The 26404-nt window shown below is 46.8% G+C and carries 21 protein-coding genes and 1 tRNA gene; 13 read left to right on the top strand and 9 right to left on the bottom strand.

Features of this window, described 5'->3' with window-relative positions:
* Positions 1–94: 94 nt before the first annotated feature.
* Complete coding sequence (locus tag D0A37_RS04730) at positions 95–3496, bottom strand: PAS domain S-box protein (RefSeq protein ID WP_445242536.1); 3402 nt, start codon at positions 3494–3496, stop codon at positions 95–97.
* A gap of 611 nt (positions 3497–4107) precedes the next feature.
* Here D0A37_RS04730 and D0A37_RS04735 point away from each other — a divergent pair.
* The 7 genes from D0A37_RS04735 to D0A37_RS04765 all read left to right on the top strand — a co-directional run bounded on the left by D0A37_RS04735 (position 4108) and on the right by D0A37_RS04765 (position 11041).
* Complete coding sequence (locus D0A37_RS04735) at positions 4108–5082, top strand: LysR family transcriptional regulator (protein ID WP_242721741.1); 975 nt, start codon at positions 4108–4110, stop codon at positions 5080–5082.
* 121 nt (positions 5083–5203) lie between these two features.
* The gene (locus D0A37_RS04740; RefSeq protein WP_242721744.1) at positions 5204–6268 is read left to right on the top strand and encodes an anthranilate phosphoribosyltransferase family protein; all 1065 of its coding nucleotides are present in this window, start codon (positions 5204–5206) and stop codon (positions 6266–6268) included.
* A 194-nt stretch (positions 6269–6462) separates the two neighbouring features.
* Positions 6463–7068 carry a molybdenum cofactor guanylyltransferase gene (locus D0A37_RS04745; RefSeq protein ID WP_242721747.1) on the top strand — a complete coding sequence of 202 codons (606 nt, stop codon included), beginning with the start codon at positions 6463–6465 and terminating at the stop codon, positions 7066–7068.
* A 56-nt stretch (positions 7069–7124) separates the two neighbouring features.
* Positions 7125–8300 (top strand): aminotransferase class V-fold PLP-dependent enzyme, encoded by a 1176-nt coding sequence (locus tag D0A37_RS04750; RefSeq protein ID WP_242721750.1) that lies wholly within the window; start codon positions 7125–7127, stop codon positions 8298–8300.
* A gap of 427 nt (positions 8301–8727) precedes the next feature.
* Positions 8728–9075, top strand: a complete 348-nt coding sequence (locus D0A37_RS04755) for a DUF6717 family protein (protein ID WP_190661090.1) — start codon at positions 8728–8730, stop codon at positions 9073–9075.
* Between the two features lie 14 nt (positions 9076–9089).
* Positions 9090–10439, top strand: coding sequence for an LCP family protein (locus tag D0A37_RS04760; RefSeq protein ID WP_242721753.1), 1350 nt, complete (start codon positions 9090–9092; stop codon positions 10437–10439).
* A gap of 92 nt (positions 10440–10531) precedes the next feature.
* Entirely contained in the window at positions 10532–11041 is a 510-nt protein-coding gene (locus D0A37_RS04765) for a pentapeptide repeat-containing protein (protein ID WP_242721756.1), read from the top strand.
* A gap of 127 nt (positions 11042–11168) precedes the next feature.
* On the opposite strand, the gene D0A37_RS04770 is transcribed toward D0A37_RS04765, so the two are convergent.
* On the bottom strand, positions 11169–12422 hold the full coding sequence (locus tag D0A37_RS04770; RefSeq protein WP_242721758.1) for an S-layer homology domain-containing protein: 1254 nt from the start codon (positions 12420–12422) through the stop codon (positions 11169–11171).
* A 337-nt stretch (positions 12423–12759) separates the two neighbouring features.
* Between D0A37_RS04770 and D0A37_RS04775 the strand changes: the two genes are divergently transcribed.
* Complete coding sequence (locus tag D0A37_RS04775; RefSeq protein ID WP_242721761.1) at positions 12760–14247, top strand: amidase; 1488 nt, start codon at positions 12760–12762, stop codon at positions 14245–14247.
* Between the two features lie 207 nt (positions 14248–14454).
* Here D0A37_RS04775 and D0A37_RS04780 read toward each other — a convergent pair whose 3' ends face one another.
* Positions 14455–15147, bottom strand: coding sequence for a GDSL-type esterase/lipase family protein (locus D0A37_RS04780; protein WP_242721763.1), 693 nt, complete (start codon positions 15145–15147; stop codon positions 14455–14457).
* A 46-nt stretch (positions 15148–15193) separates the two neighbouring features.
* On the bottom strand, positions 15194–16420 hold the full coding sequence (locus D0A37_RS04785; RefSeq protein ID WP_242721765.1) for an RNA-guided endonuclease InsQ/TnpB family protein: 1227 nt from the start codon (positions 16418–16420) through the stop codon (positions 15194–15196).
* Between the two features lie 198 nt (positions 16421–16618).
* On the opposite strand from D0A37_RS04785, the gene D0A37_RS04790 reads away from it, so the two are divergent.
* From D0A37_RS04790 to D0A37_RS04805, 4 genes are all read left to right on the top strand, one after another.
* Positions 16619–16849, top strand: a complete 231-nt coding sequence (locus tag D0A37_RS04790) for a DNA-directed RNA polymerase subunit omega (RefSeq protein WP_242721767.1) — start codon at positions 16619–16621, stop codon at positions 16847–16849.
* 251 nt (positions 16850–17100) lie between these two features.
* Positions 17101–17748 carry a hypothetical protein gene (locus tag D0A37_RS04795; protein ID WP_242721769.1) on the top strand — a complete coding sequence of 216 codons (648 nt, stop codon included), beginning with the start codon at positions 17101–17103 and terminating at the stop codon, positions 17746–17748.
* Between the two features lie 141 nt (positions 17749–17889).
* A complete protein-coding gene (locus D0A37_RS04800) occupies positions 17890–18258 on the top strand; it encodes a DUF1818 family protein (protein WP_242721772.1) in 369 nt (122 codons plus the stop codon).
* A 37-nt stretch (positions 18259–18295) separates the two neighbouring features.
* A tRNA-Pro gene (locus D0A37_RS04805) sits at positions 18296–18369 on the top strand.
* A 230-nt stretch (positions 18370–18599) separates the two neighbouring features.
* Here the strand turns inward: D0A37_RS04805 and D0A37_RS04810 are convergent.
* Both D0A37_RS04810 and D0A37_RS04815 read right to left on the bottom strand, forming a co-directional pair.
* Entirely contained in the window at positions 18600–20276 is a 1677-nt protein-coding gene (locus D0A37_RS04810) for a mechanosensitive ion channel (RefSeq protein WP_242721774.1), read from the bottom strand.
* A gap of 372 nt (positions 20277–20648) precedes the next feature.
* Entirely contained in the window at positions 20649–21608 is a 960-nt protein-coding gene (locus D0A37_RS04815) for an RNA-guided endonuclease InsQ/TnpB family protein (protein ID WP_242721776.1), read from the bottom strand.
* 147 nt (positions 21609–21755) lie between these two features.
* Here D0A37_RS04815 and D0A37_RS04820 point away from each other — a divergent pair, with 147 nt between their 5' ends.
* Positions 21756–22220 (top strand): SRPBCC family protein, encoded by a 465-nt coding sequence (locus tag D0A37_RS04820; RefSeq protein ID WP_242721778.1) that lies wholly within the window; start codon positions 21756–21758, stop codon positions 22218–22220.
* 100 nt (positions 22221–22320) lie between these two features.
* Here the strand turns inward: D0A37_RS04820 and D0A37_RS04825 are convergent, their stop codons facing one another.
* The 3 genes from D0A37_RS04825 to mutL all read right to left on the bottom strand — a co-directional run bounded on the left by D0A37_RS04825 (position 22321) and on the right by mutL (position 26382).
* Positions 22321–23007 carry an alpha/beta hydrolase gene (locus tag D0A37_RS04825; RefSeq protein WP_242721779.1) on the bottom strand — a complete coding sequence of 229 codons (687 nt, stop codon included), beginning with the start codon at positions 23005–23007 and terminating at the stop codon, positions 22321–22323.
* A gap of 277 nt (positions 23008–23284) precedes the next feature.
* On the bottom strand, positions 23285–24109 hold the full coding sequence (locus D0A37_RS04830; protein WP_242725358.1) for a SirB1 family protein: 825 nt from the start codon (positions 24107–24109) through the stop codon (positions 23285–23287).
* A 395-nt stretch (positions 24110–24504) separates the two neighbouring features.
* Positions 24505–26382: a DNA mismatch repair endonuclease MutL gene (gene mutL / locus D0A37_RS04835; RefSeq protein ID WP_242721782.1), complete on the bottom strand. Its 1878-nt coding sequence runs from the start codon at positions 26380–26382 to the stop codon at positions 24505–24507.
* Between the last annotated feature and the right edge of the window lie 22 nt (positions 26383–26404).

The following is a 26404-nucleotide window of genomic DNA, read 5'->3' on the forward strand; positions in this document are numbered from 1 at the left end:
TTGCGGAAAACATTTAAATTTAGGGTGCGCCATAAGCACCTTACGTAGAACTTAAATATTGAATTTTGAACTCGATAACTGAAAAATCCAAACTTTAGGTCTGCTCAATTGGCAGCCGCACTCCGAAAGTCGAGCCGAGTCCTTCCCCAGGACTTTCGGCCCAGACACTGCCGCCGTGGAGTTCCACGAGATGGCGGACGATCGCCAATCCCAGTCCCAGCCCGCCGTAATTGCGCGTAGAAGTGCTGTCAGCTTGGCGGAAGCGATCGAACACAAACGGCAAAAACTCCTTGCTGATGCCAATTCCCGTATCGCTGACAACGATCGAAACAGAGTGAACCGGAGACCGCCCAGACAAGATGGCGCCACCCGCTGCTCCCGGTTCCCCATCCTTCGAGAGCCTTATTTCCACGCGACCCGACGGCGGCGTAAACTTAATAGCATTCGAGAGCAAATTAGACACCACCTGCTGCAAACGAGTAGCATCGCCCCTCACCACGCTCACCCCTTCGTCACAAAAACTCACCAATTCAATACCCCGAGCTTCAGCATCAGGGCTCAGTGCCTTCACGGCCGTTTCTACAATCCGCACCAAATCCACCGGGAACAGCTTCAAACACACTTTGCCGCTGACAATCCGAGAAACGTCCAGTAAATCCTCAATCATCTGAGTCTGCAACCGCGCGTTTCGCTCAATAGTCTCCAAACCCACAGCCGTTTTTTCTGGACTCATCTGGCGCTGCCGCAGCATCTGCGCCCAGCCCAAAATCGCGTTCAGAGGCGTCCGCAACTCGTGAGAAAGCGTTCCCAAAAACTCGTCTTTAATCCGATTGGCCTCGGCTGCTTCCCGGTAAAGTCGCGCATTGTCGATCGCCACCGCCGCATCCCGCGCCAAATCCTCCAGCAAAACCAAATCGCCCTCCCCGCAGCGGCGGCCCGACTCCCCGCACAGCAAGGAAATCGCTCCCAGCGTCCGCCCACGAGCGATCAGCGGCACGCAGATTGCCGACAGTACCTGGGATTGGCCTCGCAGCACCAACTGCAGATCCCTGTCCGGCACAACCGCCTCGATCACCCATTCCGGTATTTCTGGGTAGAGCTTCGACTCACCAGTCCGCAGCACCTTTGCTACTCCGTGCCGTCCTTGGGGATCTAGCGGCATACGCCGATCGATTTGCCACAGCAGAGCGACTTTGCTCGGATCAGAGTGAGCAACTGCTTGCAAGCGGATCGAGCCGTCTGCATCCAGCAAATGCACACAGCACCAATCTCCCAGCCCCGGTACTGTTAAATCTGCCAAACCTTGCAGCGCCTTCTCGTAATCCAGGGAAGCCGACGACAGCAAAGCCAAAGCTTGAGCGCTAAAATAGGCTGTTTGTGCCAATCGCTGGCGATCGTCAATATCAGTACAAGTCCCGAACCATTTGAGAATTTGCCCATCAGCGTCCCGCACGGGCAATGCCCTGCCCAGATGCCAGCGGTAAGCTCCGTCAGATGCCCGTTTAAAGCGGTATTCCACCTCGTAAGTGCTCCCCATCTCCACCGAGGTCTTCCAGCTTTCTACGCAATTTTCCACGTCATCTGGATGCAGGGCTAGCTGCCACCCCCAGCCTTGAGTTTCCTCCAGAGTCAAGCCAGTATATTCAAACCAGCGCTGGTTGTAGTAGTCGAACCAGCCGTCAGCTCTGGCAGTCCAAACTATTTGCGGGATGGCTTCAGCGAGCACGCGGTAAAGCAGTTCGCTGGCTTCGGCTTGGCGACGGGCGGCCTGTTCCCGCGCCAATGCCCAATTCCGCTGTTCTTCGGCCTCTTTGCGATCGCTGATGTCGCTAATCACGCCGATCCATTTGTAGGGATTGCCTTGTTTGTCAAGCACTGCTTTGCCCCGATCGATCCAGTGGAGCAAGCGGCCCCGCTGGCAGTGAACGCGGTATTCCTGAAAAAATGGGGCACCAGAACTGTCTGGAGCACTCAAATACCGATCGACCGCAGCCAAAACTCGATCGCGGTCGATCGGATGCAAGATACTGTTCCAAGCTGCTCTTGTCCTCGGAAATCCACCTTTTTCGTACTCCAAATGTTGGTCTACGTGACCGAACCACAGCACGATGCCGGTCTCGATATCCCATTCATAAATCAAATCGCTAGCGCTTTCTGCAGCAATCCGAAACCGCTCTTCAGACTGTCGCAGCACTTCCATAAATTTAAAGCGTTCCGTCACGTCCAAAACCAGAGATAGCACCGATATCAACTGTCCAGACTCGCTGTAGAAAGCCGAATTGTACCACTCGCAATGCACCAACGAACCACCCTTATGATAATTGCTGTTGCGAACTACATTGCAGCGACGACCTGGTTTTCTTAAACCATAAACTGCCGATTTTACCTCTTCAAAATCACCCTTATCTATAAATTTCCAGTCGCTAAAATGCTTTCCTAAAACTTCTGTTTCCTTCCACCCAAAAATCTTCTCGGCTGCCGGCGACCAGCCGCTAACCCTAAAATTTTCATCCCACTCAATCACCGCTAGGGGACTATTTTCAAAATGAGAAGTGAGTTTTTGCAGCGCCTCGCGCAGGGATGCTTCTACTTGCTTGCGCTTAGTAATATCGCCAAAAGAAATAGCAATACCGTCGCCCAATTTAACGGTCATAATCCGAAACCAGCCGACAATGCCTTCCCTGTTGTAATAAATCTCAGTATCGAGGGTAATTCCTGTTTCTACAACTTCCACGTAACGGTCGAACAAACCGCTCTCTTTATGGCCGGGCAGGACTTGCAGCAATCGCTTGCCGATTAATTCTTCAGGTGTATGTTGTTGAATTTTTGCCGCTGCGGGATTGACGTATTCCCATTCAAAATCCACAATTGTGGATTCGTCACGAAGGCTGCGGAACACGTTAAATCCGTCTAGAGATAATTCCTGAAAAACGCGGAAGCGTTCTTCACTTTCTTGCAGTTTTCCTAAAGCGTCAAGCAGTAGTTCTTCGACTCGCTCGCGCTGGGTTATTTCTGCGAGAAATTGCTCGTTAATTTGCTGGAGTTCGGTTGTGGGGAATGATCCGGAATTTTGAATGGCAGAGTCGGCTTGCAGTCGATCGACCTTTTGGGTTCCCAGTGCCGTATTTGCTGGTAAAGAGGCCGTCCCAGCCACAGCCAACATTTGAGAAACCGAGGGTATCAGGGACGCTACAGCCCACAAAGAGATGATAGCGGTAACGGCGGCGATCGAACTTGACAGCGAGTAGCTGGGATGCACCAGCATCCAAACTTGCATCAAGTGAGTTGTCCCGCCGCAGAAAAACCAGGCTCCCAATAGGAGAAATTCCTTGGTCAAAGGCACGTTCCGGTGCTTCCGGGCAAAGTATGTCAGAATTGCTGGAATTGAGTAATAAGCCAAGGCAATTAACACATCGCTGACCGCGTGCAGTCCCATCAACTGAGGTTGCCACTGGCAACAGTCATCTGGCGAAATAAAATTGTGGTTTAATGACATAATCTTAATAAATGGCGCATTTCGGCTTTCCTGTGCGATCGATCCTAGTTGCACTTGTGTTGCTGACCCGCTAGTTTCTAGTTTATACACAAAAAAACATAAAACAAAAGTGGCTTTAGTCCGGGGAGTAAAGTTCACAGCAGGCTTTAACCTGCCTGCAATATTCGTACATTTATTGAGAGGTTTAGGGAGAGTGAGGTACGATTATTCCCAAGGAGGTACGAAATTTAATGCTATCTTTTGACTTCACAACTTACGGAAAAACAGAGCAATTGAACTCACTAGATGAAGGGATTACTAGAGTGCCGATCATTGAAACGGTTTAGCTAGAAGCTGGCAATATTGGAGAAATTCATCTTTATTGAATCCATTTTTTGAGAAGTTTGCCGAGTCAGAAATCCCTTGAACATAGGAGAATCGACCTCTATTTGGAGGCTCAGAAATTCTGCCGGAGCAGATTGATGCTTGGAGCCAAGCATCCCCGCCTCTGGCCCCGGAATCAAAACAAATCTGTACCTGTATCAAAGTCTACTAAATTCTGCTACTAAATCGGTTAATGTCACAGATTATCTTCCAGTAAAATTTCTGAAACCATCTCGAATTAAACATTCATGCGCTTAGAGCAGCTTCAAGCATTTCTTTCAGTTGCTGAAACCGGTAGCTTTCAGCAAGCGGCCCGGAAGTGTGGCGTTACCCAATCGACTATTAGCCGCCAAGTGCAGGGATTAGAAGCGGAAGTGGGTTTGTCGCTGTTTCACCGCACAGCCCACGCAAAACTGACTGTGGGAGGGGAATGCCTGCTGCCTCACGCTCGCAAAATTTGTCAGAGTTGGCGAAATGCTGCAGAAGAATTGGGAGATTTACGGGCGGGAAAGCAGCCCGAACTCTGCGTGGCTGCGATTCATTCGGTTTGCGCTGCTTATTTGCCGCCTGTGTTGCAAAAGTTTTGCCGCGACTATCCAGACGTGCAGTTGCGGGTGACTTCCCTCGGAAGTGATCGAGCTCTGAAAGTCCTCAAAGACGGTTTGGTGGACATAGCGGTGGTGATGAACAACCGCCATTTTACTCAAGCCCCGGAAATGTTGGTTGAGGTGCTCTACAATGAGCCGATCGAGGTATTGATGGCGGCGGGTCATCCTTTGGCTCAGTACGATCGAGTACCTTGGCCGGAATTGATTTGTTACCCGCAAGTGGTGTTTAAGGATGGGTACGGAATGCAGCGGATGGTGCAAGAACAATTTGGACGCATCGGTGCTAAACTTCATGCTGTTTTGGAACTCAACACTCTTGATGCTTTTCGGGGTGTGGTGCGACAGGGAGAATTGATTGCTTTGCTGCCGCATTCAGCTTTGCTAGAGGCGAAGGGCGATCGCACTTTAGCAATTCGGTCGATCGCCCAAGAGCGGTCAAATTCCAAGGTTTCGGCGATCGGCCAATCGGCGATCGATCCGACTTGGACTCGCGAAGTGGTGTTGGTGACAACTCACGATCGAATGCAAATTCCGCCGATCGCCCATTTCTGGAACCTGGTACGTGAATTTGTACCGCCTTTTGATGTAATCAAGCTAGAAAAATCAGGCAGTTAATTCGATAATTTTGAATTGAATTTTGGGAATTTTAAATTTAAACGGATTCAAATATTACCAATTACTAACTACCAATTACTAACTACCAACTACCAATTACCAATTACCAACTTCAAAAGTTATGAGTGACGCATTTAGAGAATTGCTGCGAAAAATTGGCAGCGGAGTACACACAGGAGAAAACTTAACTCGTTCCGAAGCAGCAGCAGCCACGCGGATGATGCTGCTGGAGGAAGCAACACCGGCTCAAATCGGAGCTTTTATGATTTCCCACCGCATTAAACGGCCCACGGGCGAAGAATTAGCCGGAATGCTCGATGCTTATGAAGAATTGGGGCCTATGCTTGCCCCCCCAAACCGAGAAAAAGGGTTTTCCGTCTCTACCGTGGCCGTGTTTGGGGTTGCTTACGACGGGCGATCGCGCACGGCTCCCATTAGCCCTTTAACAGCCCTAATTTTAGCCTCCTCTGGCGTCCCAACCCTTATGCACGGAGGGGATACAATGCCAACGAAGGAAGGCATTCCCCTGATTGAAATTTGGCGTGGTTTGGGAGTGGACTGGAGAAAACTGAGTTTAGAAAAAGTCCAGCAAGTTTTTGACAGTACGGGTTTAGGTTTTGTTCACCTTCCCAAGCATTTTCCTGAAGCCGCCGCTTTAGTTCCCTACCGCCGTGAAATCGGCAAACGGCCACCTTTTTCAACCATGGAGTTGATGTGGTGTCCCTGTGCCGGCGACGTTAACGTCATCTCCGGCTACGTCCACCCGCCCACAGAAGGTATGTTTCAAAAAGCCTTTGAGTTGCGGGGAATCAAAAATTATACCACTGTCAAGGGATTGGAGGGAAGCTGCGATCTGCCGCGCGATCGTACTGCGATTATCGGCATTGCTAAGCCGGACACTGAGTTCGAGCGACTGCTTTTAGCTCACGGAGATTACGGTTTTAGCAGCACGAATCCTGCCCTTGAATCAGCCTCTGAGTTATTCAAACAAATGCACGAAGTGTTGCTGGGAAAACCATCGGAATTGATGCAGTCCGCTATCTGGAACGGCGGCTTTTATCTGTGGCGCAGCGGAGTTTGTTTAGATATGAACTCGGGTTTGATTGAGGCAGAAACTTTATTAAGTAGCGGTCAAGTCGTGCAAAAACTTGAGGAAGTTAGCCAAGCCGTTAGTGTTTTGAGTTGACAGTTGACAGTTGACAGTTGACAGTTGACAGTTGACAGTTGACAGTTAACTACGGACTACTGACTACTAGACATCTCCAATAATTATTGTGGAACAGGCATCTTGCCTGTTCAAAACAGGCAATTCTTGCGATAACTACTGACTGCTGACTAATGACTAATGACTACTGACTACTGACTACTGACTACTGACTAATGACTAACCATAAAATTGCTGTAATTGTGCTTGCAGGCGGTCAAAGTTCGCGGATGGGTAGGGATAAAGCTCTGCTGGAAATTGAGGGCAAATGCCTATTGCAGCGGGCGTTGGAAGTTGCAACAGTTGTAGGGCCAGAAGTTTATGTTCTGACTGCTTGGCCCGATCGCTATCGATCGACCTTAACCGAAACATCCCAATTTCTGGTAGAGTACAATCCGGGCTCCGGGCCCTTGGTTGCATTGACTCAGGGATTGAAAGAAATAGCCGCCGAGTGGATTTTACTGTTAGCTTGCGATTTGCCTTTGTTGGATGCCCAGATTATTCAAAATTGGGCAAGTCAGTTAACAGAGTTTCCCGCATCAACTTTAGCAGTTGTGCCTTATCAAAATTCGCGCTGGGAGCCTTTGTGCGGCTTCTACCGCCAAAAATCTCTGCTGAGTTTGCAAAGTTTTATTGACAAAGGTGGGCGTTCCTTTCAAGTGTGGTTAAATCAAATCCCCGCAATCCCTCTACCTGTAGGGGAACGAGAAGCAATCATGTTATCGAATTGCAATACATTAGAAGAGTTTGAGCAATTAAAAGGTAAAATGGTTGACGGTTGACAGTTGACAGTTAACTGACTAATGACTAATGACTAATTACTAATTACTAATTACTAATGATTAACGCATATTGGTTGCTCGATCGCAATATAACTTTCCTCAATCACGGCTCTTTTGGCGCCTGTCCGATTCCCGTACTGGAAGCGCAAACCGCTTTTCGGGAACAACTTGAAAGAGAACCTTTGCGCTTTTTAATGCGGGAATTTGAACCCTTGTTGGATAATGCGAGAAATCAGTTAGCAGCATTTCTCGGTGCGAGTGAGGATGACTTGGCTTTTGTGCCGAATGCCACCACGGGAGTAAATGCAGTTTTGCGATCGCTCTGTTTTGCTCCGGGCGACGAATTACTAACTACAAATCAGGAATACAACGCTTGCCGCAACACACTTAATTTTGTAGCCGAGCGGACAGGGGCTAAAGTAATAGTAGCAGAAGTGCCCTTTCCAATTGAGTCACCCGACCAAATTATTGAAGCAATAATTAAGTGCGTTTCACCGCAAACAAAGTTAGCCTTATTAGACCACGTTGTCAGCCAAACAGGTTTAATCTTTCCCATCAAACAATTAGTCGGCGAGTTAGCTAACCGTGGCGTCGATGTATTAGTAGACGGAGCTCACGCGCCGGGAATGCTAGAGCTGAATTTAGATGAAATTGGCGCGGCTTACTATACCGGAAATTGCCACAAATGGCTGTGCGCGCCGAAAGGTGCGGGCTTTTTATACGTGCGGCGCGACAAGCAAAATGCCATTCGACCAACTACGATCAGTCACGGTGCTAACTCGCCCCGCGCTGATAAATCGCGCTTTCAATTAGAATTTGACTGGATGGGAACTGTCGATCCAAGTCCCTATTTGTGCGTGCCTGTAGCTATTGATTTTATGGGTTCTTTGTTGAGCGGCGGCTGGCCGGAATTGAGGGCAAAAAATCATGCTTTGGCGTTGGCGGGGAGAAAAATATTGGCGGACAAATTAGGTTTACCACTGCCTTGTCCTGATGAAATGGTTGGTTCGATGGCTGTTGTGCAACTGGCAGACTCGCAGTCTGATGTGGTTGCAAAGGGAGGAATTCCACCTTTGCAAGAGGCGCTGTGGGAGACTTTTAAAATAGAAGTTCCGGTGATTCCTTGGCCGGATGCTAGCAAGCAGTTGGTGAGGATTTCGGCTCAGTTATATAATACTTTGCCCCAGTATCAATATTTAGCTAAGGCGCTGGTTGAGCTGACGAGAATGTGAGTTGGAGCTTCGCGGAAAGAAACATAACACCCTAACTACAAACAGTTATCGGTTTGTAGTTAGGGTGTCGGTTCTCATAGTGTGGGTGAATACCGATTATTCGTCCTTACTATAAACGTCGTAAAGGTTATACAAATAGGCACAATAAGAGTAAAAATCCGCCAAGTAAGCACCTTTATTCCTCTTTAAGTTTGGTACTATTTACCTCCACTAAAAAATTACACAAAAAACAGATATAAAGCCCCATAGCCCTAAACTTCGCCAATCCGCCCACGCCGCAGAAAAGTTGTAAATAACCCCCGAAAATTCCTAAGTTAAAACAGGGTTGTCAAAGCGGATAGCGCACAACTTCCGCGCAACAGAATATAATGTATCCACACTTGCATTTTTGCAGACAAAACAAAGGAAATTAAAAGAGGCGAATACCATGTCCAATGCCATGATGGTAATTTACCCCTATCGCGAACAGTACACCTGGGTTTTTGACGACGAGCGAGTCGGACTTGTCCGAGAACCATTTGTTCAGGGCGTCCCCGAAATGATTAACGCGCTTGTCGCAGACATTCCCAATGCCGCTCAAGGTTTCCGACTTTTATTTTCAGCCAATCCATTTCCCGGATATCAAGCAGAAATGCTGTGGTTGAAAGCAGAATACGGCGGTAACTGGTATCGCTGGGAATCGAAAAATCTCGAAGGCTGGCTGTGTCCGGCTTTGCTCAAATACTTTCCAGAAGCACCGCCAAAGTTTTACTGCAAAGCTGAAAAACTGCAATAATCAACAGCAAGTCAATGAAAAACTTGTCAATTTTTAAAAGAGACTTTGTTACACCAGTCGATAAAATATCTCGAAAAAAGCCTAAATTTTTCGTGTATGTAGTGGGGGTATTTTTCCTGGTTTTCACAGCGGCCATCTCCGCGACAATGGGGGCAATTACCGCTCTGTTAGCTCCCGTGGAACCGCCAATTATCAATAGAGTATTAGAGGCTACTGGCTTTGACTATCTATCCTCCAACCGCTCTGGATACCGCCTGTCACGCTCAGTTAATATCTTGATATTGGGAATTGACGGGGTGCCGGAATCTGCCGCCAATGGCCCTAAGATATTTAACGGTCGCAGCGATACAATACTCTTATTCCACCTCGATCCTAGAGATAAATCTATTAGTTTGCTTTCAGTTCCGCGAGATACTAAAGTCGAAGTTCCCGGAATTCCCTTCAGCAAAATTAGCGAAGCCAATGCTAGAGGAGGAGCAGCTTTGGCGACGCAATTGGTTAGCAGTATGCTGAACAATACGAAAATAGAACGATACGTGCGAGTCAGCAGCAATGCGTTTCGGGAATTAGTCGATTTAGTGGGCGGAGTTGAGGTATTTGTACCTCGCGCCATGTCGTATACAGATAGCGCCCAAAAGTTAAAAATAAACTTATCCAAGGGATGGCAAACTCTCAACGGAGAACAAGCAGAACAATTTGCTCGATTTCGCAACGATGGTTTAGGAGATATTGGTCGCATTCAGCGGCAGCAATCTTTAATTGAAGCTATTCGGAACCGCCTCACAAGTCCATCAGTATTGGTGCGCTTGCCACAAATTGTTGGATTGATGCAAAAATATGTGGATACAAACCTAAACTATGAGGAAATATTGACGCTGGCAAATTTCGGTTTGCAATTGGAGCGAGAGAATTTTAAAATGGTAATGTTGCCGGGAAGTTCTAGTTCTGAAGAAGGAGATTTGAGGAGTTATTGGATTGTAGATGTGATGGGACTCGATCGCATTATGACGCAATATTTAAACCCGGGCGTGCCGGATTTCGCCCAAGGACGATTTCGCAACCCAACCGAGTCGGTTTTGCCCAAAAACCTCAAAATAGCTGTCCAAAACGCTTCTAGCAAACCGACAACCGCAAAAAACGTTGGTGAGTTTCTCACAAAAAAGGGCTTTTTTAATGTATCTGTAGTGCAGGATTCGCCCCAGAAGGAGCGTCACAGTCAAATTATTGTTCAGCAAGGCGATTTAGAGGCAGCGAATCTACTGCAAAAAGAGTTAGGCGGCGGTAAAATTGAAGCATCTTCTACCGGTGAAATCCATTCTGACTTGACACTTCGCGTTGGCGAAGATTGGGTAAAGCGATTTTAATTAGTCATTAGTTATTAGTCATTAGTCAACAGTCAACAGTCAACAGTCAACAGTCAACAGTCAACTATGCCCCATTCCCCATTCCCATCATCATGAAAAGCGTTTTCCGAATTTTCCTGAGCCTGGTTTTAAGTTTAGTGTTGGCTTTGGGGTGGGTGCTGCTGAGTGCTACTCCGGCATTTGCCCTACCGAAAACAAATATTAATTACACAAATATTAATTTGTCCGATCGCGATTTTTCCAACTCGGATTTAGCAGGGGGAACATTTGTCGCAGCCGAAATGCGGGGAACCAATTTTCAAGGTGCTGATTTAACTAATGCGATTTTGACTAAGGGAGTTTTGCTGAATGCCAACTTGTCAGGTGCCAACCTCTCCGGTGCTTTGGCAGATAGAGTTACATTCGACGGCGCTAATTTGATGAATGCTAATTTTTCCGAGGCAATTATGACTCGAACTCGGTTTTTTGATGCTGCCATTTCCGGCGCTGATTTTACTGACGCGATTATCGACGCTTATCAAGTGACAATCCTGTGCGAGAAAGCAGATGGTGTCAATCCCGTGACAGGAGTTTCTACCCGCGAAAGTTTGGGATGTCCGTAGAAATTTACAAGTTAAAAAATTCCTGAGTAAGTGTTTGATTAGATGCACCTGTAGCGACGTAAAATACACACATTAAAGCCCCTCTCCTGCAAGGCGAGGGGTTTGAGGCAATTTCCAAGTATCGGCTCTATCGAGCGCTACAAATGTCTGTGCTGGCAGTACCAAGTACCAAATCGGAATTCAAAAGCAAATCTAAATCGGTGTCAGGATTAACAGTATACAAATCGACTTTATCTCGGCCCAAAAATACTCCGATCAAAGTCCCGATTCCCGCACCGCCGAGCACCTCTTCAGTCGCGATCGCCCGATCGCCCGTAACACCTGCGATCGCCGCCGCTGCTGCTGCACCCAACGCCGTATTCTTAACCAGATTACCAACATTAACGCCCTTGGTAACAGTTTCTTTCCTAGTAATCACTTGCGAAGTGGCATTGAGAGGCACTCTGCTGCCGTTGAGGATACTTAATTCTTGGGCTACGAATTGAACGCCCGAAGCAGTCGATCGCAATTCGCCACTAATTTTCGAGCCTTCGGGTATCAGCACTTGGCCATTATTACCCGCGATATCCGCAGCTACAGTCAGCGTAATTGGAGACTTGTCATTGGGGCCGAGCAAAATCTTGCCTTTTGTGTACTCGATTGGGATAGTCACCCCCTTGGGAATTTGCAGAGCAACAGATTCGCTAACATCAATCTTAGCAATGTAAGGAGAATTAATTGCTCTTGCTTGATTGCTACTAACTAATGTTTGATAGATAAAAGCAGCTACTTCAGCTCGCGTTGCTGACTTGTTAGGTTTGAGAGATTTAGGACTGGGATAGCTGACAACCAACTGTTTTTCAGTAGCAGCAGCAACGCTTTTGACAGCATAACTTTGAATCTCACCCGCATCATTATAGTAGCTGAGAACATCTTGAAAATCGCACGTAGGCTCATAGCCCATGCCGTTATTTAAAGCGACTACAACTTGAACGCGAGGAATCTGCTGTGTCGGCCTAAAAACATTGCCGGGATAGCCAGACATCCATCCCATTTCGTAAGCTTCGGCGATCGCCCCGCTTGCCCAAAAATTAGACGGAACATCGGCAAACCTTACAGCATCGCGGCTTTTGGCCTTTTTCACAGAACGCACCATTGCCGCGAATTCAGCCCGCGTTACTGGTGCATCCGGCCGGAAACTACCATCGGGAAATCCTTTGATAATGCCTCTTTCCGACAAATCTTGAATAAAGTCTTTTGCCCAGTAGTTATTATTAACATCCGAAAAAGCTGTCTGAGCAAAAGAAGGCGCGGGAGCTAGCATCGGCGCTGCGGTTGCGGCAACTGTTCCCAAGGTTAATAAAACAGATGTACCGGATTTGATGCGATGTAATACAGACATTTTTTGATTCTCCAATTTACACAATTTTTTTATTGAGGAGAACTAAGCTTTTGATAGGCTGATTGATTCCTGTCCAACTTGCTCTTTCCCCCAGTTATGTAATCATTATTGAAAAGTTTTACTTCTTGTGCGGGGAAGATACGGTCTTTTAAAATAAATATTTTTATTCTTAGTGTGGAATTTTAAAAGGCTTAAATTCCTTAAAATCCTTATGTTGCTTATCTCCCTTATCTACCTTGTGTCTGCAATTAACAGGATTTAGGGACAAAGCCGTTTGATATTAGTTAACTATATTAATTAAAAGTGAATATAATTGACTCGATCGAGAAATACCTGTATGTTGCTTATGAGTAGCCTGACGTTTGCCTCTGCCCATCAGCTAGCGCGAATGATTCGCGATCGCCAAGTCTCTGCCGTCGAAGTTCTCGACGCTTACCTTACTCAAATCGCAAAGCACAACTCGAAACTAAACGCCATTTGTACGCTGGATGAAGACAATGCCCGTACTAGAGCAAGACTTGCCGATGAAGCCCTAGCCAGAGGAGAAAACTGGGGTGCTTTACATGGGGTTCCCATCACGATTAAAGACATTTTTGAAACAGCCGGACTCCGCACCACAGCAGGCTATATTCCCCTCAAAGATTATGTGCCTCAACAGGATGCAACTGCTGTTGCGAGATTGCGGGCAGCAGGTGCTGTCATTATGGGAAAAACCAACATGGCGGAACTGGCTGCCGATTATCAAAGCACAAATTCTCTGTTTCCACGGGTGAATAATCCTTGGCATCTAGACTACACACCTGGGGGCAGTTCTGGAGGGAGTGCCGCTGCTGTCGCCGCCGGACTTTCACCGTTGGATTTGGGGAACGATTTCGGGGGTTCAGTGCGTCAACCCGCTCATTTCTGCGGCATATATGGTTTAAAGCCGACAGATCGCCGTATTTCTACAGCAGGGCAGATTCCTGAAGTGCCGGGAATGCCACTATCTATTCGGCAAATGATGACAGTGGGGTGTTTTGCTCGATCGCTCGAAGACATCCGGCTATGTTTTTCGTTAATTGCAGGGGCGGATCTGCGACGCCCTGATGTCCCACCGATTCCGCTCGATCGACCCTCTGGCAAGCCTTTGCAGCATCTCAAAATCGCTTGGAGCGCTGAATGGGCCGAAGTTCCCGTTGCTTCTGAAATTCGAGCAGCTATGGAGTCGATCGTGCAGACACTCTCTCACGCAGGTGTCCAAACCGAACGCTGGCTTCCCAAAGACTTTGACCTTTCCAAAATATTGAATCTCTACGGGCGGATCTCAATGTACCTCACTATCTACGCTCAACCGCAGGATAGATATAACCTGCGTCGTAGTTTAGAGTTAATCTTCCGCACCGCAACCCAAGGCGACAAGGAACTCCGAAAATTGGGAGATTTCAGCAGATTCCTACCTGAGATATTGAATCCAAGTTTGAAAGGATATTTCGAGGCACTCACACAGCGCGATCGCTTCACTGCCGATATGGATGAGGCATTAGAACCGTGGGATGTATGGCTTTGTCCAGTTGCGGCAACCGCTGCGTTTACCCATCGTCCCGCTTGGACTGCCGTTGATGTTAATGGCAGATCCTATCCTCATGCAGTGGCAAACGGAGCTTACACCATGCCTTCTAATCTTAGTGGACATCCTGCCGTGGTAATTCCAATTGGACAAACTCAGAATGGTTTACCGATTGGAATGCAAATTGTTGGTAAGCGCTGGTGCGAAATGGAGTTGTTGGCGATCGCAGAAGCGATCGACAAAGTGGTTGGTAGCTTGCAACACCCACCTGGTTATTGAGCATTTTATAAAGTTTCACTTGATGGTGAAGAATACAATCAGTGTTAGGGTGGGTCAGGTTTGAGATTTTCCATTTGCACCGAAATTCTGACTCGGACGCACCGTTTTTTGCGGGCGTGCGTCAGTTGTGAAATTGTTAGTTTATAGCGAAAATAATGCTAGCTGACGCACCCTACTTCATTTTTACTGATGAGGGGTGACTGATATCTAATGACTAATACTTGCGATCGGCTCCCAACTGGTCACATCTTCAAATAAAGATTGATAGCCCGCTGCATTGGGATGAAGCCCATCGGAAGTTAGACACGAACTACACCAAATATTGCCCCGAGCGAGCCATTTATCAAAAATATCTAAATAGGGAATTCCCCGCAACTCACAAGCTAATTTCGTTGCCTCTTTATACCGATATTGGTCAGCATGACTGTAATACAAACAATCTTGAAAAGGCATTTTACTTTCATCCACCGGCACCATCCCGACAAATATCACCGGACAAAGTTGTTGGGACAGGTTTAACAAATTATCCAAAACAGTTTTAAAATGCTCAAAATCAGTGTAGCTGCGCCCGGTAGGCGACTGCACTCTCGCCGAATCGTTGAGGCCTACGGAAAGAATAATCGCATCCGGGACGCGGTTTCTGAGCTCGCCACGCTGGCGAAACTCGTTTTCGAGCCGCTGGGCGACTTGATAGGTGCGATCGCCCCGAACGCCCAAATTGTATAAAACGTGTCCTGCACTCTCCGGTAACATCCACTGGCGCCGCAATCTTTCCACCCAGCCACCGCCTACACCGTCGCCGAAACCGTAGATTAAGCTGTCACCGAAAGCAACCAATTTGAGGGGATGAGAAGTTCCCCGATGCAAGTGACCAAAGGAATAGGCTGTTGCTACCTGCATAAGCAATGATACTCAGTTAATAAATTATGAATCTTGACATAGTGAATTACCCGACGTTCATCTGAGTACAGATAGAACGCGGGCTTCCCAATTCAACCGCAACAGCCTCTACAGTAGTAGACTTGCGTCCATACCGTTTTGGTCTTACATTGCGTCCAAGGGCAGTAGCGCTGATTCCCAACGCCAAAATCCGTAAGCCTTCATTTCTGATATTGATCGCCGCATTCACATCTCGATCATGTCGCTGATGGCAACGAGGGCAATCAAACGAGCGGACACAGAGATCCATCTTTGGGATTTGTAGCAGCGTATTTGAGCAAAGGTGAGAAGAGGGAAAAAACCTGCCTATTTCTAGATAAGTCTTGCCGTCAAACTCTGCTTTGTATTTGAGCATGGTGCAAAACATTCCCCAACCTGCATCACTAATTGCCTGGGCAAGGTGATGATTTTTGACCATGTTTTTCACTGCTAGATTTTCCACCACGATAACTTGGTTTTCGTTAACTGTCTTACGGGACAGCTTGTGGAGGAAATCCGAGCGCACTCTCGAAATTTTAGAATGCACTTTTGCCACAGCAATACGAGCTTTACGCCGCTTGTTAGTGGTCTTATCCTTTTTGCGAGATAGCTTTCGCTGTTTGCGTTTTAAGTTAAGCTCATGCTTCTTAAGATGCCGTGGGTTTTGGTATTTTGAGCCATCCGAAGTGACGGCAAAATCAATCAGCCCCAAGTCAAGCCCAATCGTCTTGCCTTCACTACTGGGTTCTGGCGAGTCAAGACCATCCTCGACCAATAGCGAAGCATAATAGCGACCATCAGGCATCCTCGACACCGTAACAGTCCTCAACTTTCCTTCTATGTTTCGATGAACCTTAGCTTTTACCGTTCCTAAGTAACCTGGGAATTTAATTTCCCCTTGGCTCAATAGTTTGACATTTGCGGGATATTGAAGGGATTGCCGACCATGGCGATTTTTGAAAAATGGATAACCAGTACGTCCGTCAAAAAAGTTAATGAACGCTTGAGATAGATTTAGCACAGATTGCTGAAGACATTGTGAATAGCAAGTTTTTAGCCATTCGTGTTCAGCTTTCCAAAACGGGATCTGCTTTTTCATCTCAAGAGCAGACAAACCTTTACCCGTCTCTTTGTAAGCTATTGACATAGCCGCAAGTGACTGATTCCAGACCCAACGCGCACACCCAAAAGCTTGAGCCAAATGAGCTTGCTGTGCATTTGTGGGGTAAAGTCTGACCTTGACTGCTTTTAACATTCCATTATGTTAACACGGTTTACAGAACATGATAAATAATAGGGTGGTGGCAGAGATTATTTGCCAAGTCGGCGGGGCATCGAACCCCTTGACTCGCACAGCGAACATCCCGTCGCTCAAGGTCGTACCATGTTTGGCGCGGGGCTTCCCGCGACTAAGCTAAACTAGAATGTAACATTACATAAAGTAGGTAGTCTCATGGTTAAGCGTCCAACCTTCGATTCAACTCAGCTTACCCGTCGGGCGGAAGAGTTGATTAACGGTGCATCCAACCGCTATCGGATTACGGTGCAGGTGGCGAACCGCGCAAAACGCCGTCGCTATGAAGATTTTGACAATATGGACGACCATCAAATGAAACCTGTAATGCGGGCGATATTTGAGATGTCGGACGAACTGAGTCAGCCGGAAATAATCGGAGATATCTAGGCTTCGGGAGTTTTGAGTTTTGAGTGGTGAATTGCCAAAAATTTTTGTCAACTCAAAACTCAAAACTTTGTCAAACTAGACTTGGGTGGGGGGACGAGAAACCCGGTTTATTCCTAGTTCCCTCGTTAAGAAACCTCTGATTTTTCTATCAAACCGGGTTAAGGATCGTAAATCCTAAAATTATAAACTAGGACATCTGCTTGCGACTAAGTTTATGAAATTATTCTATTTCTCAAATTTTTGTCAAAACCGTGAATAGATTAAAGCAGGGCTTAAGTTTTCTGTTGGTTACTTTGAGTGTGGCTATTTTCACGCTTTTGAGTTGGATATTGGAATCCGGGGAACTGAGGATGTCGGCTTTGGAACCTTCGCTGCTGCGGAGTTCTGAGTCTGCCTCAGTGCAGCGGGTGGCTCAACAATCTGCGCCATCGCAAGTGAGGGTGCAAGATGCGTGGAAATTGGTGTACGAAAAATTGCCGGATTTGCCGATCGAGAATAACTACATTTCTAAGGAAACTGGAAAAGTCGATTCTACCAATACTTTAGTCGGGCGGTTGATTCGATATCACGTATTTGTCAAAGGACGGCCGCCCAATTACCGCTTTGATTGGAAGTTGAGTTTAGCTGACTATTTGGGGGCAACTCCCGATTATTTGGTCGAAAGCGTTTATCCGGGAAAGGACGTTTTGCGCTCAAATCCAATGGAACAGGATCGCGCTGCTATTCAGAGGTTAAATAGAGCACAGCGGGATGCTTTAGTTCAAGCTTTGGTTGATGTTTTTACCGAAAATTCCGGGCGTGGGCCCACACCGGCGACTCGGGAAAAACCACAAGGGCGATCGAATTCGCCGGAGATACCGCAGCCGCAGCCGGGAGATGCCAAGTTGCTCATACCCTAATACTCTGGAATGCAGAAACCGGGTTTTTTACGGAAATACTGCATCCCGACCTTTGAAAATGGTAAAAAACCTGGTTTCTTTCGTATTTATGGGTAAGCCCTACTAATCTAAAATCCAAAATCTAAAATCTAAAATCCCTCAATGGTGGAACGTGTAATTAAAACGGGTGTTGGGTGGCGTTTGGGATGGAACCCGGAAGCGGAGGAGTTTAAGGGTTTGGTGGCTGGCGACGGTTGGGCGATCGAACTCACGGAGGCTGAGTTGAACGATTTTTGCCGATTGTTGGGGCAATTAGCCGGCACAATGAGTCAGATGGCCTCTGAGTTAATGGACGAGGAAAAAATCGCCATTGAAGCCGAAAGCGACTTGCTGTGGGTGCAGGTGGAAGGCTATCCCGAAGCTTACAGTGTGCAATTGATCTTGAATGCTGGCCGAAGGTGTGAGGGTTTTTGGCCGGCGGCTGCGGTTCTCACTTTGGTGCAGGCCGCAAAAGTATTAAAAGTTTTTTGACTTTTTCGGGAATTCTATGCTAAGCTATTAAAGCTGTCGGGGCGTAGCGCAGCTTGGTAGCGCACTACTTTGGGGTAGTAGGGGTCGTGGGTTCAAATCCCGCCGCTCCGATTGTGATAAAACCTTCTCTATGAGAAGGTTTTGTTGTTTTAGGGCCGGCGAGGCAGCTCTTACCCTTCTCAATTAGGGGCATCGGCCCAGAAATAAGAATCAATCTTTGCTTCCGAACAGTCTTATAGCTGTATCGTTAAATTCAAAGGCTTTGCGATTGCTTTGGGACCCTGACAATGAAATTAATCATAAAAAAGGCGTTTGTCAAGTACAAACGCCTTTTTAGAGAATTACAAACGTGGCGTCTTATCTTGTTTAAACGACGCTAACAATTCGCGAATTTGGTCGGCCGCAATCTCGCGCCCGCCCAAACCAAAAGCTAGAGCGAGGCCAACTGCGATCGCCCCAAGCAGCAGCCCGAAAGCCAAATTGACAATATCGCTGCCAATGCCCATCTGTTGCAGCGCCAAGGCCGAAACAAAGGCAATAATCGCAATCCGAGCCGCTTGGCCCAAAAGCCGTGCTTGGCGAGTTCCAGAACTGGCAATCAAACTAAACGCCAGATTCGCCAAATACAAGCCGATCGCAAATACCACCAAACCTGCCAGCACCCTACCTGCCACCAGCACAATACCGCTGACAATCGCCGTCAGTGCTGCAATCCCCAGCACATCGGTAGCCGCCACCACAGCAAACAGCATGATGCCCACCTGCACCACGATGCCAACAAATTCTGAAGGCGTGCGGGCCGGAAGTTCCGGTTCTTGAAGAAACGTTGCGTCCGGATCTATCGAACTCGGCGGTAGCCGCAGCCGCTGTTTCGGCTGCTGCACTCCCAACCAAGAAAAGACATTGTTAAAGCCAATTCCCGTCAGGATATTAGTCACCAAATCGCTGATCCAGCGTCCCAACATATAAGCAACCGCCAGAATTAGGGCTGCTGTAAAAATGTTCGGAAGCGCGCCCAGAATCGTGTTGAGCATCGCGATTGCCGGCTGGGAAATCGCCTGAATGTCCAAAGCGTTCAGAGCTGCGATCGCCGTTGGAATCAAAATCAAAACATAGACGATCGTGCCGATAATCCACGACAGCGATTGTCCGCCGGAAGTCCGCGAAATTCCAAACCGAGCGCCCAAACTGTCCGCCCCAGCAGCAGCCAACAGATTCGTGACAATCCGCCGCACCACCATAGCCAGCAGCCAGCCCACAAACCCAATCACCACAGCTTCCAGAATTTTCGGAATTGCCGCCAGAATTTGGTTGAGTAAATTATTAACTGGCAGCAGAGCCTGCTGCATTTCCAGTGAGTCGAGAATCAGCGGCAAAAACAGCAGAAAAACGAACCAGTACAGCGCATTCGCCAGAGTATCGCTCAACAGCAAGGGGCGCTCGCCGGACCCACTACCCACCTCCTGATTCAAGCGCTCGTCCACGCTAAAAGTCCGCATCGCCCGCGATACGGCCATTTTGGCGACAGTTGCCAACACCCAAGCAATCCCCAACCAAATTAGCGCGCCGGCTAACTTCGGCAAGAAACCGGTAATTTGATTGAGAAAAGTATTGAGGGGTTGCGAGACAGCCGTTAGATTCAGGCGGTTGAAAAAGGCAATTAGGAAAAAGATAAAAATGATCCAGAACACCGCTGCGGAAATCCATTTTTCCACTTGCGGGGCTCCAGCTCCTTCCGGCCGGCCGGTAATCCAAGCAGCCAGGCGATTGTCGAGCGTAGTCTTCTTGAGCAATCCCCCCACTACAGATGAGACGACGGCTGATACTATCAAGCCAATGAGCAGGATACCGACGGCCCAGAGGAGATTTTCAATGTTTGAGCCCTGAAGGAAATTGTTAATTCCGCGTTCGGCATCTGTCAGCGGATTTCCGGGCTGAGCCTGGGCCAAAATGCGATCGGACAAATCCGCTATTGGGCCCGATATGGGTCTAGTTATTTCTTGCCAAGTTTCATTCATTTTTTTCTCAGGTTAACGTCACATTTGACAAGGAGAAGACGAAACTTTAAGAATAGTTCCAAAAAATCTAGACATCGCCTAAATTTAATGTTTGTACACTTTTAACCGTACTGGGTTAACTACAAAACCCTCTATCGAATTAGGGAGCAACCCATCTCCGACTGCTTTTGGGCCAATCTTCAAAGAACCGTTTACATCGGCATTTATGAAGCATCCAGTTTAGGTTCTGAACAATCCTCTTTTTACCCTACTGCCAATGTAGTCGGAATGTTGTTGAATTGGTTCCAAATCCAAAGCTGAGCATTTGGAGGTGTAACTCTCCTCAACTAACACACACAACTTGAATTCCTGCAAGTTGTCCTTTGTGTTGTCCTATGTACTGCAACATTTGTACTGCAACATTCGCACGAACCGGCAATGGGGAATACAGGCAAAATTTTGATTATTAATCTTACCAGTATTAATCCCATCTTTAAAATCAGGGCTCCCGCCTATAGCCAGCAAGCCAATTTGATGATTAACGAGTTCTTTAATAATTGCGGAACTCGTCGTGTGGATGTAGTAATCCACTTTACAGTTACGCTTGTGCCACAACTTGGCGAGTTTTCTACTGTTTTTTTGCGCTACGGGCAGCAATGATTTCAATGCCGATGAAACTTGATTGCAGTATTGGTTTGTTGACTTAACAGCCCGTCCGTCGTAGATTGTCGGTACTAACCCAGAAACATTGTAGGTTAATGTTGCCAGATTGTTTAATCCTAAATCTATGGCAGCTACTCTCTGATTAACTTGTAAAGGCTGTTCTAACTTTTTATAGAGCACCTCGACAACATAACAACCTACTTTGGGAACAATCCGGATTTCCAGAATCGAGGTGAATTTTGAGCGCAACCAAATATTAGTGCCCAAGGGACGAGCATATCCTTTTTTTAAGGCTCTTTTGCTGACAGCTTGACAATTAAATACAACTACATAGCGCCCGTCCTCTCTTTTTCGCTCTCTTGAACCTTTATAAGGAGGGATTTTCGGGGCGGTTTTAAATTTAGTGGTGTCTTCCTGATAGTTTCGCACCGCCAGATAATAGCTAGTCAATGCTTTGAGCACTAAGCCGAGGCTGCTTTGCGCTAGCTTTGCGGGCTGTGCTTTGTAATCAGGACTTGTTTTGAGCGCGTGATAAACAGCCAGAGCGTTTGTTTGTTGGCTAGCGAAAAAGTTTTGACGGTAGATGTAGTTAGCGCTATTGTAAAGATTTTTGCACACCAAAGACAGTCTATCGGCTTCTCGATAAAACCTATGATTTGGTTTAATGATGTGCCTTTCGACTAACTCCATAATCGGTATATATACTTTATTTCAAGATGATACACTGTAATTATGAGTGTGTCAATCTTTTAATTTTTGGAAAAATTGACGTTACAAGTAAATAAAGAACTATAAAGTAAGCAAAGTTTTGTAATACCCTCCTTGTTGCAGGTTTCCATGTCAATGCGTCAAGTTTTCGAGCAATCCATTGAAATTCGCGCTGCTGCTACTCTGGTTGAGCGGTGTATAGTCGATCGCACTTTAATGCACAAGTGGCTCAATCCCCTGCTACGCTGCGATCCCCAGGGCGAATGGGATACTGCCGTAGGAAGTCGTAGCTTATTTATCATAAAAATTCCCGTTTTGCAACCCTCTTTAGAGAGTGTTGTGTTGGAGCGACAACCCGGTTTAATTGTTTGGGGGTTTGACGGATTTTTCAAAGGATGCGATCGTTGGGAATGCCAGCCTCAAATCCAAGGGACTCTCTTGATTAACCGCTTTGAATTTCAAATTCCCAATCCTTTAATTAGATTTGGTTTCAATCGCTTTGCAGCCCCTTGGACGGAGAAAGATATGAAAGACCAACTGCGGCGGCTCAAGCGGGTAGCCGAGCAACTATCTCAAAAAATGGGTAAAGTATAATTGGGAATTGGTAATTGGTAGTTGCTAATAGTTAAAAACTCCGACCTAATGGGAAAAAAGCACCTTTTCCCAATTACCAATTCCTTGTAACTTCGGTTATTTACTTGGCACTTCCCGATGGAGTCGGCTGACAAATCATTTCTCTCGCCGAATTCACGGCTTGGTTGGCAGTATTTTGCAAAGCCGGGGAATTCTGATACAAAGCTTGCAAATCTTGCACATCTTTAATCACTCGCTCGTAGATAACTATCGCTTGATTGCCGTCAACTTCTAAGGCAGCGGGGCTGTAATTTTGCATCACTTCAATCAGCGATATTGTACCATCTTTAGAAGCTGAGACTAAAGCATCGCGCAGTGCGGGCACGCTTTGAAGCCTAGCAGTCGGCGCATAAGCAACCTCGCCCAATTGTTTGAAAACAATTTCCCCAAAATAAGTGCTTGCTAGCCGCGCTACTAATTGCGAATCTAAAGGCACTTGTCGCGTTAATATTTCGCGCGCCGACTCGGGAGTTTGTTTCGCAAGATTCAGAACGCTTTGCAGTTGAGATGATGCTTGACCTGTTTGTGCAAAGCTTTGTAAGTCGCTCAGCGGTAATGTTACGTCAACAGCACCGTATTTTACGGTAACATTGTCTAACGCCACAGCTTTGCCACTGCTCAGGAATACTACACTTGTTCCCAGCAAAAGCGCCAAACCTAATGATAAAGACTTTGACATTCTTTGGGTTAAATGGGCTGAAAGCTGTTGCATTCTGTTGAGAGAATCTTGGTGAAACTGAAAGTTCATGAGTGTGTGCCTCTTTAGGTCAAAATACAGGTCAAAATACTTTTTAGATCGCTCGTCAGTGCGGGTATCAGTGCGGGTATCAGTCGAATCGGGACTTCCGTAAATGACCTATGATTCTACAGCCAAGTCAAGCAAATTCAACCTATCAAAAGATAGGTGTTATTTGACAGTTAATATGTTACAATTCGATTTTTGACGATTTTAGATACCTTTGCAAAAATGATAAAAGCGAAAGCTGGTCGTCGGGCAGCCGTTTATTGAGTGTCACTTTTATGTCTTATATATCTAGATTGAGCCGATCGAGCAATTGGCGAATTCTACCAGCATCAGGAGCATTCGGAGCATTTCTCAGGTATAGTTCCAGATCGTGGCGCGCTTCGACAAAGCGTCCTAGTTGATAATAGAGAATTCCGCGATCGCGCCGTTCACCCACCGCATCGGGAAACAGCAGCAAAATCCGTTCGATCGCCAAGAGTACCCTCACAGCATCTCCCTGTTGCAAGTAAATTGCCTTCAGATTTCCCAGCATTCGCCCCAAAAAAGATCGGCGACTTACCGGGGCCAGAAAAGCCGGCTGCAACTCCATAGGTTGACCGTAAATTTGAGAAAGTCTGGCTTGACAATCTTCAGGAAATAATATCTCGCCGCCGTTAAACGCATCAACAAAAATACCAGCATCTTCAAAATCCGGTCTAATTAAAAAATGTCCCGGCATCCCAATTCCCACCATCGGAAAATCAATGCGCTTAGCCACCTCCAAATAAACCAAAGATAAAGAGATCGGAATGCCAGTACGCCGATCGATCACTTCATTCAAAAAGCTATTGCGGGGGTCGTAATAATCAGCATCATTGCCCGAAAACTGCAACTCCCCGTATAAATAGGCGTTAATAGTTTGAATAATCCGCAGCGGATAATTCTGTGCAGGCAGGCGATCGCGCACTTCATCTGCGATCGTGTCGAGAGCATTGAGATACTCCTCAGGCTCTAAATTTGGGTACTCTTCCAAAGCCATGTAAAGAGCAGCTTTCGCCAAATCGATCGAGCCATCCGGCTGATTTATTTCTTGATAAAAGAGTTGTCGGGCGATCGGAAAATCCATATTTATTATTGATGTATGTTTAATTGACATTTTCTACCTATATCATGAACAGGCAAGATGCCTGTTCCACAACAAAGATTATTCGGGTAAACCGACATTTTTTGTAGTATAATTAACCTTTTTCATGGTAAGATAGTTACTTTTTCTTGGGGAACCGACCTCTTGCCTGTTGCAGTTTTTTGTAGTATAATTAATTTTTTTATGGTAATGCAGGCATTTTTTCTGGTGGAACAGGCATCTTGCCTGTTGCCCAAAAGATATTAAAAACAGTGCATTATTTAAATTTTAATATATTCTAAGTTTTTTCCTCTAAAGCAGCCAGTATTTTTAATAAACCTTCACGATTTTTTTTGCATCGAGATTGACGGGAACCCCCTCGGATGTCAAATCAACTTTCAAATCCCGTGACTTTTACCAATCACCCAACTGCGACGAAAAATCCGAGCTAAAGTCGATTCTTCCAAAGCAAAATAGATAGGGCGGCCGTGAGGACAAGTGCGCGGATTACGAGTTTGCTGCCATTCATCCAACAAATTTTGCATTTGGGAAAGACTCAAAGGAGTACCGTTTCGCATAGCACTACGGCAAGCAGTCGCAACTTGAGCCGCTTGTAAATCTGCGACTTTACTAAGTTCAAAAAGCGCATCTGCACAGTCATCTCGATCGGCTAACAATTCAGGAACTTCGCGGGCAGCCCATAGTTGTTCCCCAAATGTTTCTACTTCCAAACCCAACCGGGATAAATTCTCAATTTGCCGTGCAGATAATTGACTGAGAATTATCGGTTTTTCCAGATATTTTAGCTGCCATGCCGCGCACAATTGCTCGTATAAAACGCGCTCGTGAGCAATGTGCTGTTCTATCAACCACATTCCGCTCGGATGTTCCGCAACAATGTAAGTATTGTGAATTTGAGCGATCGCCCTCAATTCCATCAATCCTATTTGATTAGCTTTTTCCTCTTCGCCGCCGTTATCATTCTGTCGAGCCGAAATCCCGACACTGTAAGCACTTTTTTGTTCCGATGCCTTCAGCAATTTTCCTACTCGTTCGGGAATTGGGGGCGCTGGCAACACTTCATCATTCAGGTGCAAAGCGCGAGTAATTGCCACGCTAATTTGTTCTTGCCAAAAACTCGGATCATGCAGATAAATTTCCACCTTAGCCGGGTGGCGGTTCCAATCAATTTCCCAGGGGGAGATTTGCAGGTGAACAAAACACACGGGATAGCGATCGCGCGGACAAGTGCGAGCAAAGGCGCTGAGAATAGTTTGCTCTAATTCGGGCGATCGCACAACTCGCCGATTTACCCCAACTTTCACCCAATCCGGCCGCCTGCGGTGACAACGATCGGGCAAACCAATTACTAACTCCAAACGCTGGGAATTGGGCATTGGGAAATTGGAACTGGCAACTGGTAATTGGTAATTAGGCTTAACTGTAGCGCCAACAAGTTGAGTTTCTACTAATAAATTTTTTGCTTTCTGATTTTGAGGACTCGCAGGCAAATCTAACTTTAAATACTGCAAATCGCTCGATCGCACACCGCGCACGAATTGAGGTAAAAGTTGTTCCGCTGTGCTACCAGGAGTTACGTGCAAACAAGGCGTATTTCCTTGACGCAACTGCCAATTTACGTGGGGGTGACAAATAGCAATTTGCTGAAGAGTTAATTGGATCGATCGCATTTGCTGTGCCGGCGACAAAAAACTGCGGCGCACCGGCCAATTGCCAAACAAATTATCAACAGTCACCACCGTACCCGGAGCGATCGCCGCTGTTTCCACCTCCACAGCAACGCCTGCGTTATTGTAAACCACCCGCCAGCCCGATCGAGCATTTTCAACTCCCCCCTTGTTAAAGGATGATTTGGCCGAGGTTTGCGCCGACTCTCGATTTTCCGAACCATCCCCCAATCCCAAATCATTCGATCGGCTCACAACCTCCAAACAGCCCAACTGAGCCAAACTGTGCAAAGCTTCCCCACGAAATCCCAAAGTATCAATTTTGTAAAGGTCAGCTTCAGTGGTAATTTTGCTCGTACTGTGGGGCGAAGCCGCCTGCTGCAAATTTTCCAGATCCATTCCCGTACCATTATCTGCAACTTGCACCCGCCACTGTTCCGGCCAGACAGAGACAACGATGCGAGTTGCGCCAGCATCCAGAGAATTTTCAACTAATTCTCGTACCGCTGCGGCGATCGAGTCAATCACTTCGCCGGCGGCAATTAAATTGATAACTTCTGTGGGTAAGGTTTGAATAGTAACTGGCATCAAATTTTTAGCATTTCGTTAA

Source organism: Microcoleus vaginatus HSN003 (assembly GCF_022701255.1).
Classification (GTDB): Bacteria; Cyanobacteriota; Cyanobacteriia; order Cyanobacteriales; family Microcoleaceae; genus Microcoleus; species Microcoleus vaginatus_B.

Coding starts and splice junctions, on each gene's coding strand:
- D0A37_RS04730 (WP_445242536.1), bottom strand. CDS start 3,496: ATGTCATTAAACCACAATTTTATTTCGCCAGATGACTGTTGCCAGTGG.
- D0A37_RS04735 (WP_242721741.1), top strand. CDS start 4,108: ATGCGCTTAGAGCAGCTTCAAGCATTTCTTTCAGTTGCTGAAACCGGT.
- D0A37_RS04740 (WP_242721744.1), top strand. CDS start 5,204: ATGAGTGACGCATTTAGAGAATTGCTGCGAAAAATTGGCAGCGGAGTA.
- D0A37_RS04745 (WP_242721747.1), top strand. CDS start 6,463: ATGACTAACCATAAAATTGCTGTAATTGTGCTTGCAGGCGGTCAAAGT.
- D0A37_RS04750 (WP_242721750.1), top strand. CDS start 7,125: ATGATTAACGCATATTGGTTGCTCGATCGCAATATAACTTTCCTCAAT.
- D0A37_RS04755 (WP_190661090.1), top strand. CDS start 8,728: ATGTCCAATGCCATGATGGTAATTTACCCCTATCGCGAACAGTACACC.
- D0A37_RS04760 (WP_242721753.1), top strand. CDS start 9,090: ATGAAAAACTTGTCAATTTTTAAAAGAGACTTTGTTACACCAGTCGAT.
- D0A37_RS04765 (WP_242721756.1), top strand. CDS start 10,532: ATGAAAAGCGTTTTCCGAATTTTCCTGAGCCTGGTTTTAAGTTTAGTG.
- D0A37_RS04770 (WP_242721758.1), bottom strand. CDS start 12,422: ATGTCTGTATTACATCGCATCAAATCCGGTACATCTGTTTTATTAACC.
- D0A37_RS04775 (WP_242721761.1), top strand. CDS start 12,760: ATGTTGCTTATGAGTAGCCTGACGTTTGCCTCTGCCCATCAGCTAGCG.
- D0A37_RS04780 (WP_242721763.1), bottom strand. CDS start 15,147: ATGCAGGTAGCAACAGCCTATTCCTTTGGTCACTTGCATCGGGGAACT.
- D0A37_RS04785 (WP_242721765.1), bottom strand. CDS start 16,420: ATGTTAAAAGCAGTCAAGGTCAGACTTTACCCCACAAATGCACAGCAA.
- D0A37_RS04790 (WP_242721767.1), top strand. CDS start 16,619: ATGGTTAAGCGTCCAACCTTCGATTCAACTCAGCTTACCCGTCGGGCG.
- D0A37_RS04800 (WP_242721772.1), top strand. CDS start 17,890: ATGGTGGAACGTGTAATTAAAACGGGTGTTGGGTGGCGTTTGGGATGG.
- D0A37_RS04810 (WP_242721774.1), bottom strand. CDS start 20,276: ATGAATGAAACTTGGCAAGAAATAACTAGACCCATATCGGGCCCAATA.
- D0A37_RS04815 (WP_242721776.1), bottom strand. CDS start 21,608: ATGGAGTTAGTCGAAAGGCACATCATTAAACCAAATCATAGGTTTTAT.
- D0A37_RS04820 (WP_242721778.1), top strand. CDS start 21,756: ATGTCAATGCGTCAAGTTTTCGAGCAATCCATTGAAATTCGCGCTGCT.
- D0A37_RS04825 (WP_242721779.1), bottom strand. CDS start 23,007: ATGAACTTTCAGTTTCACCAAGATTCTCTCAACAGAATGCAACAGCTT.
- D0A37_RS04830 (WP_242725358.1), bottom strand. CDS start 24,109: ATGGATTTTCCGATCGCCCGACAACTCTTTTATCAAGAAATAAATCAG.
- mutL (WP_242721782.1), bottom strand. CDS start 26,382: ATGCCAGTTACTATTCAAACCTTACCCACAGAAGTTATCAATTTAATT.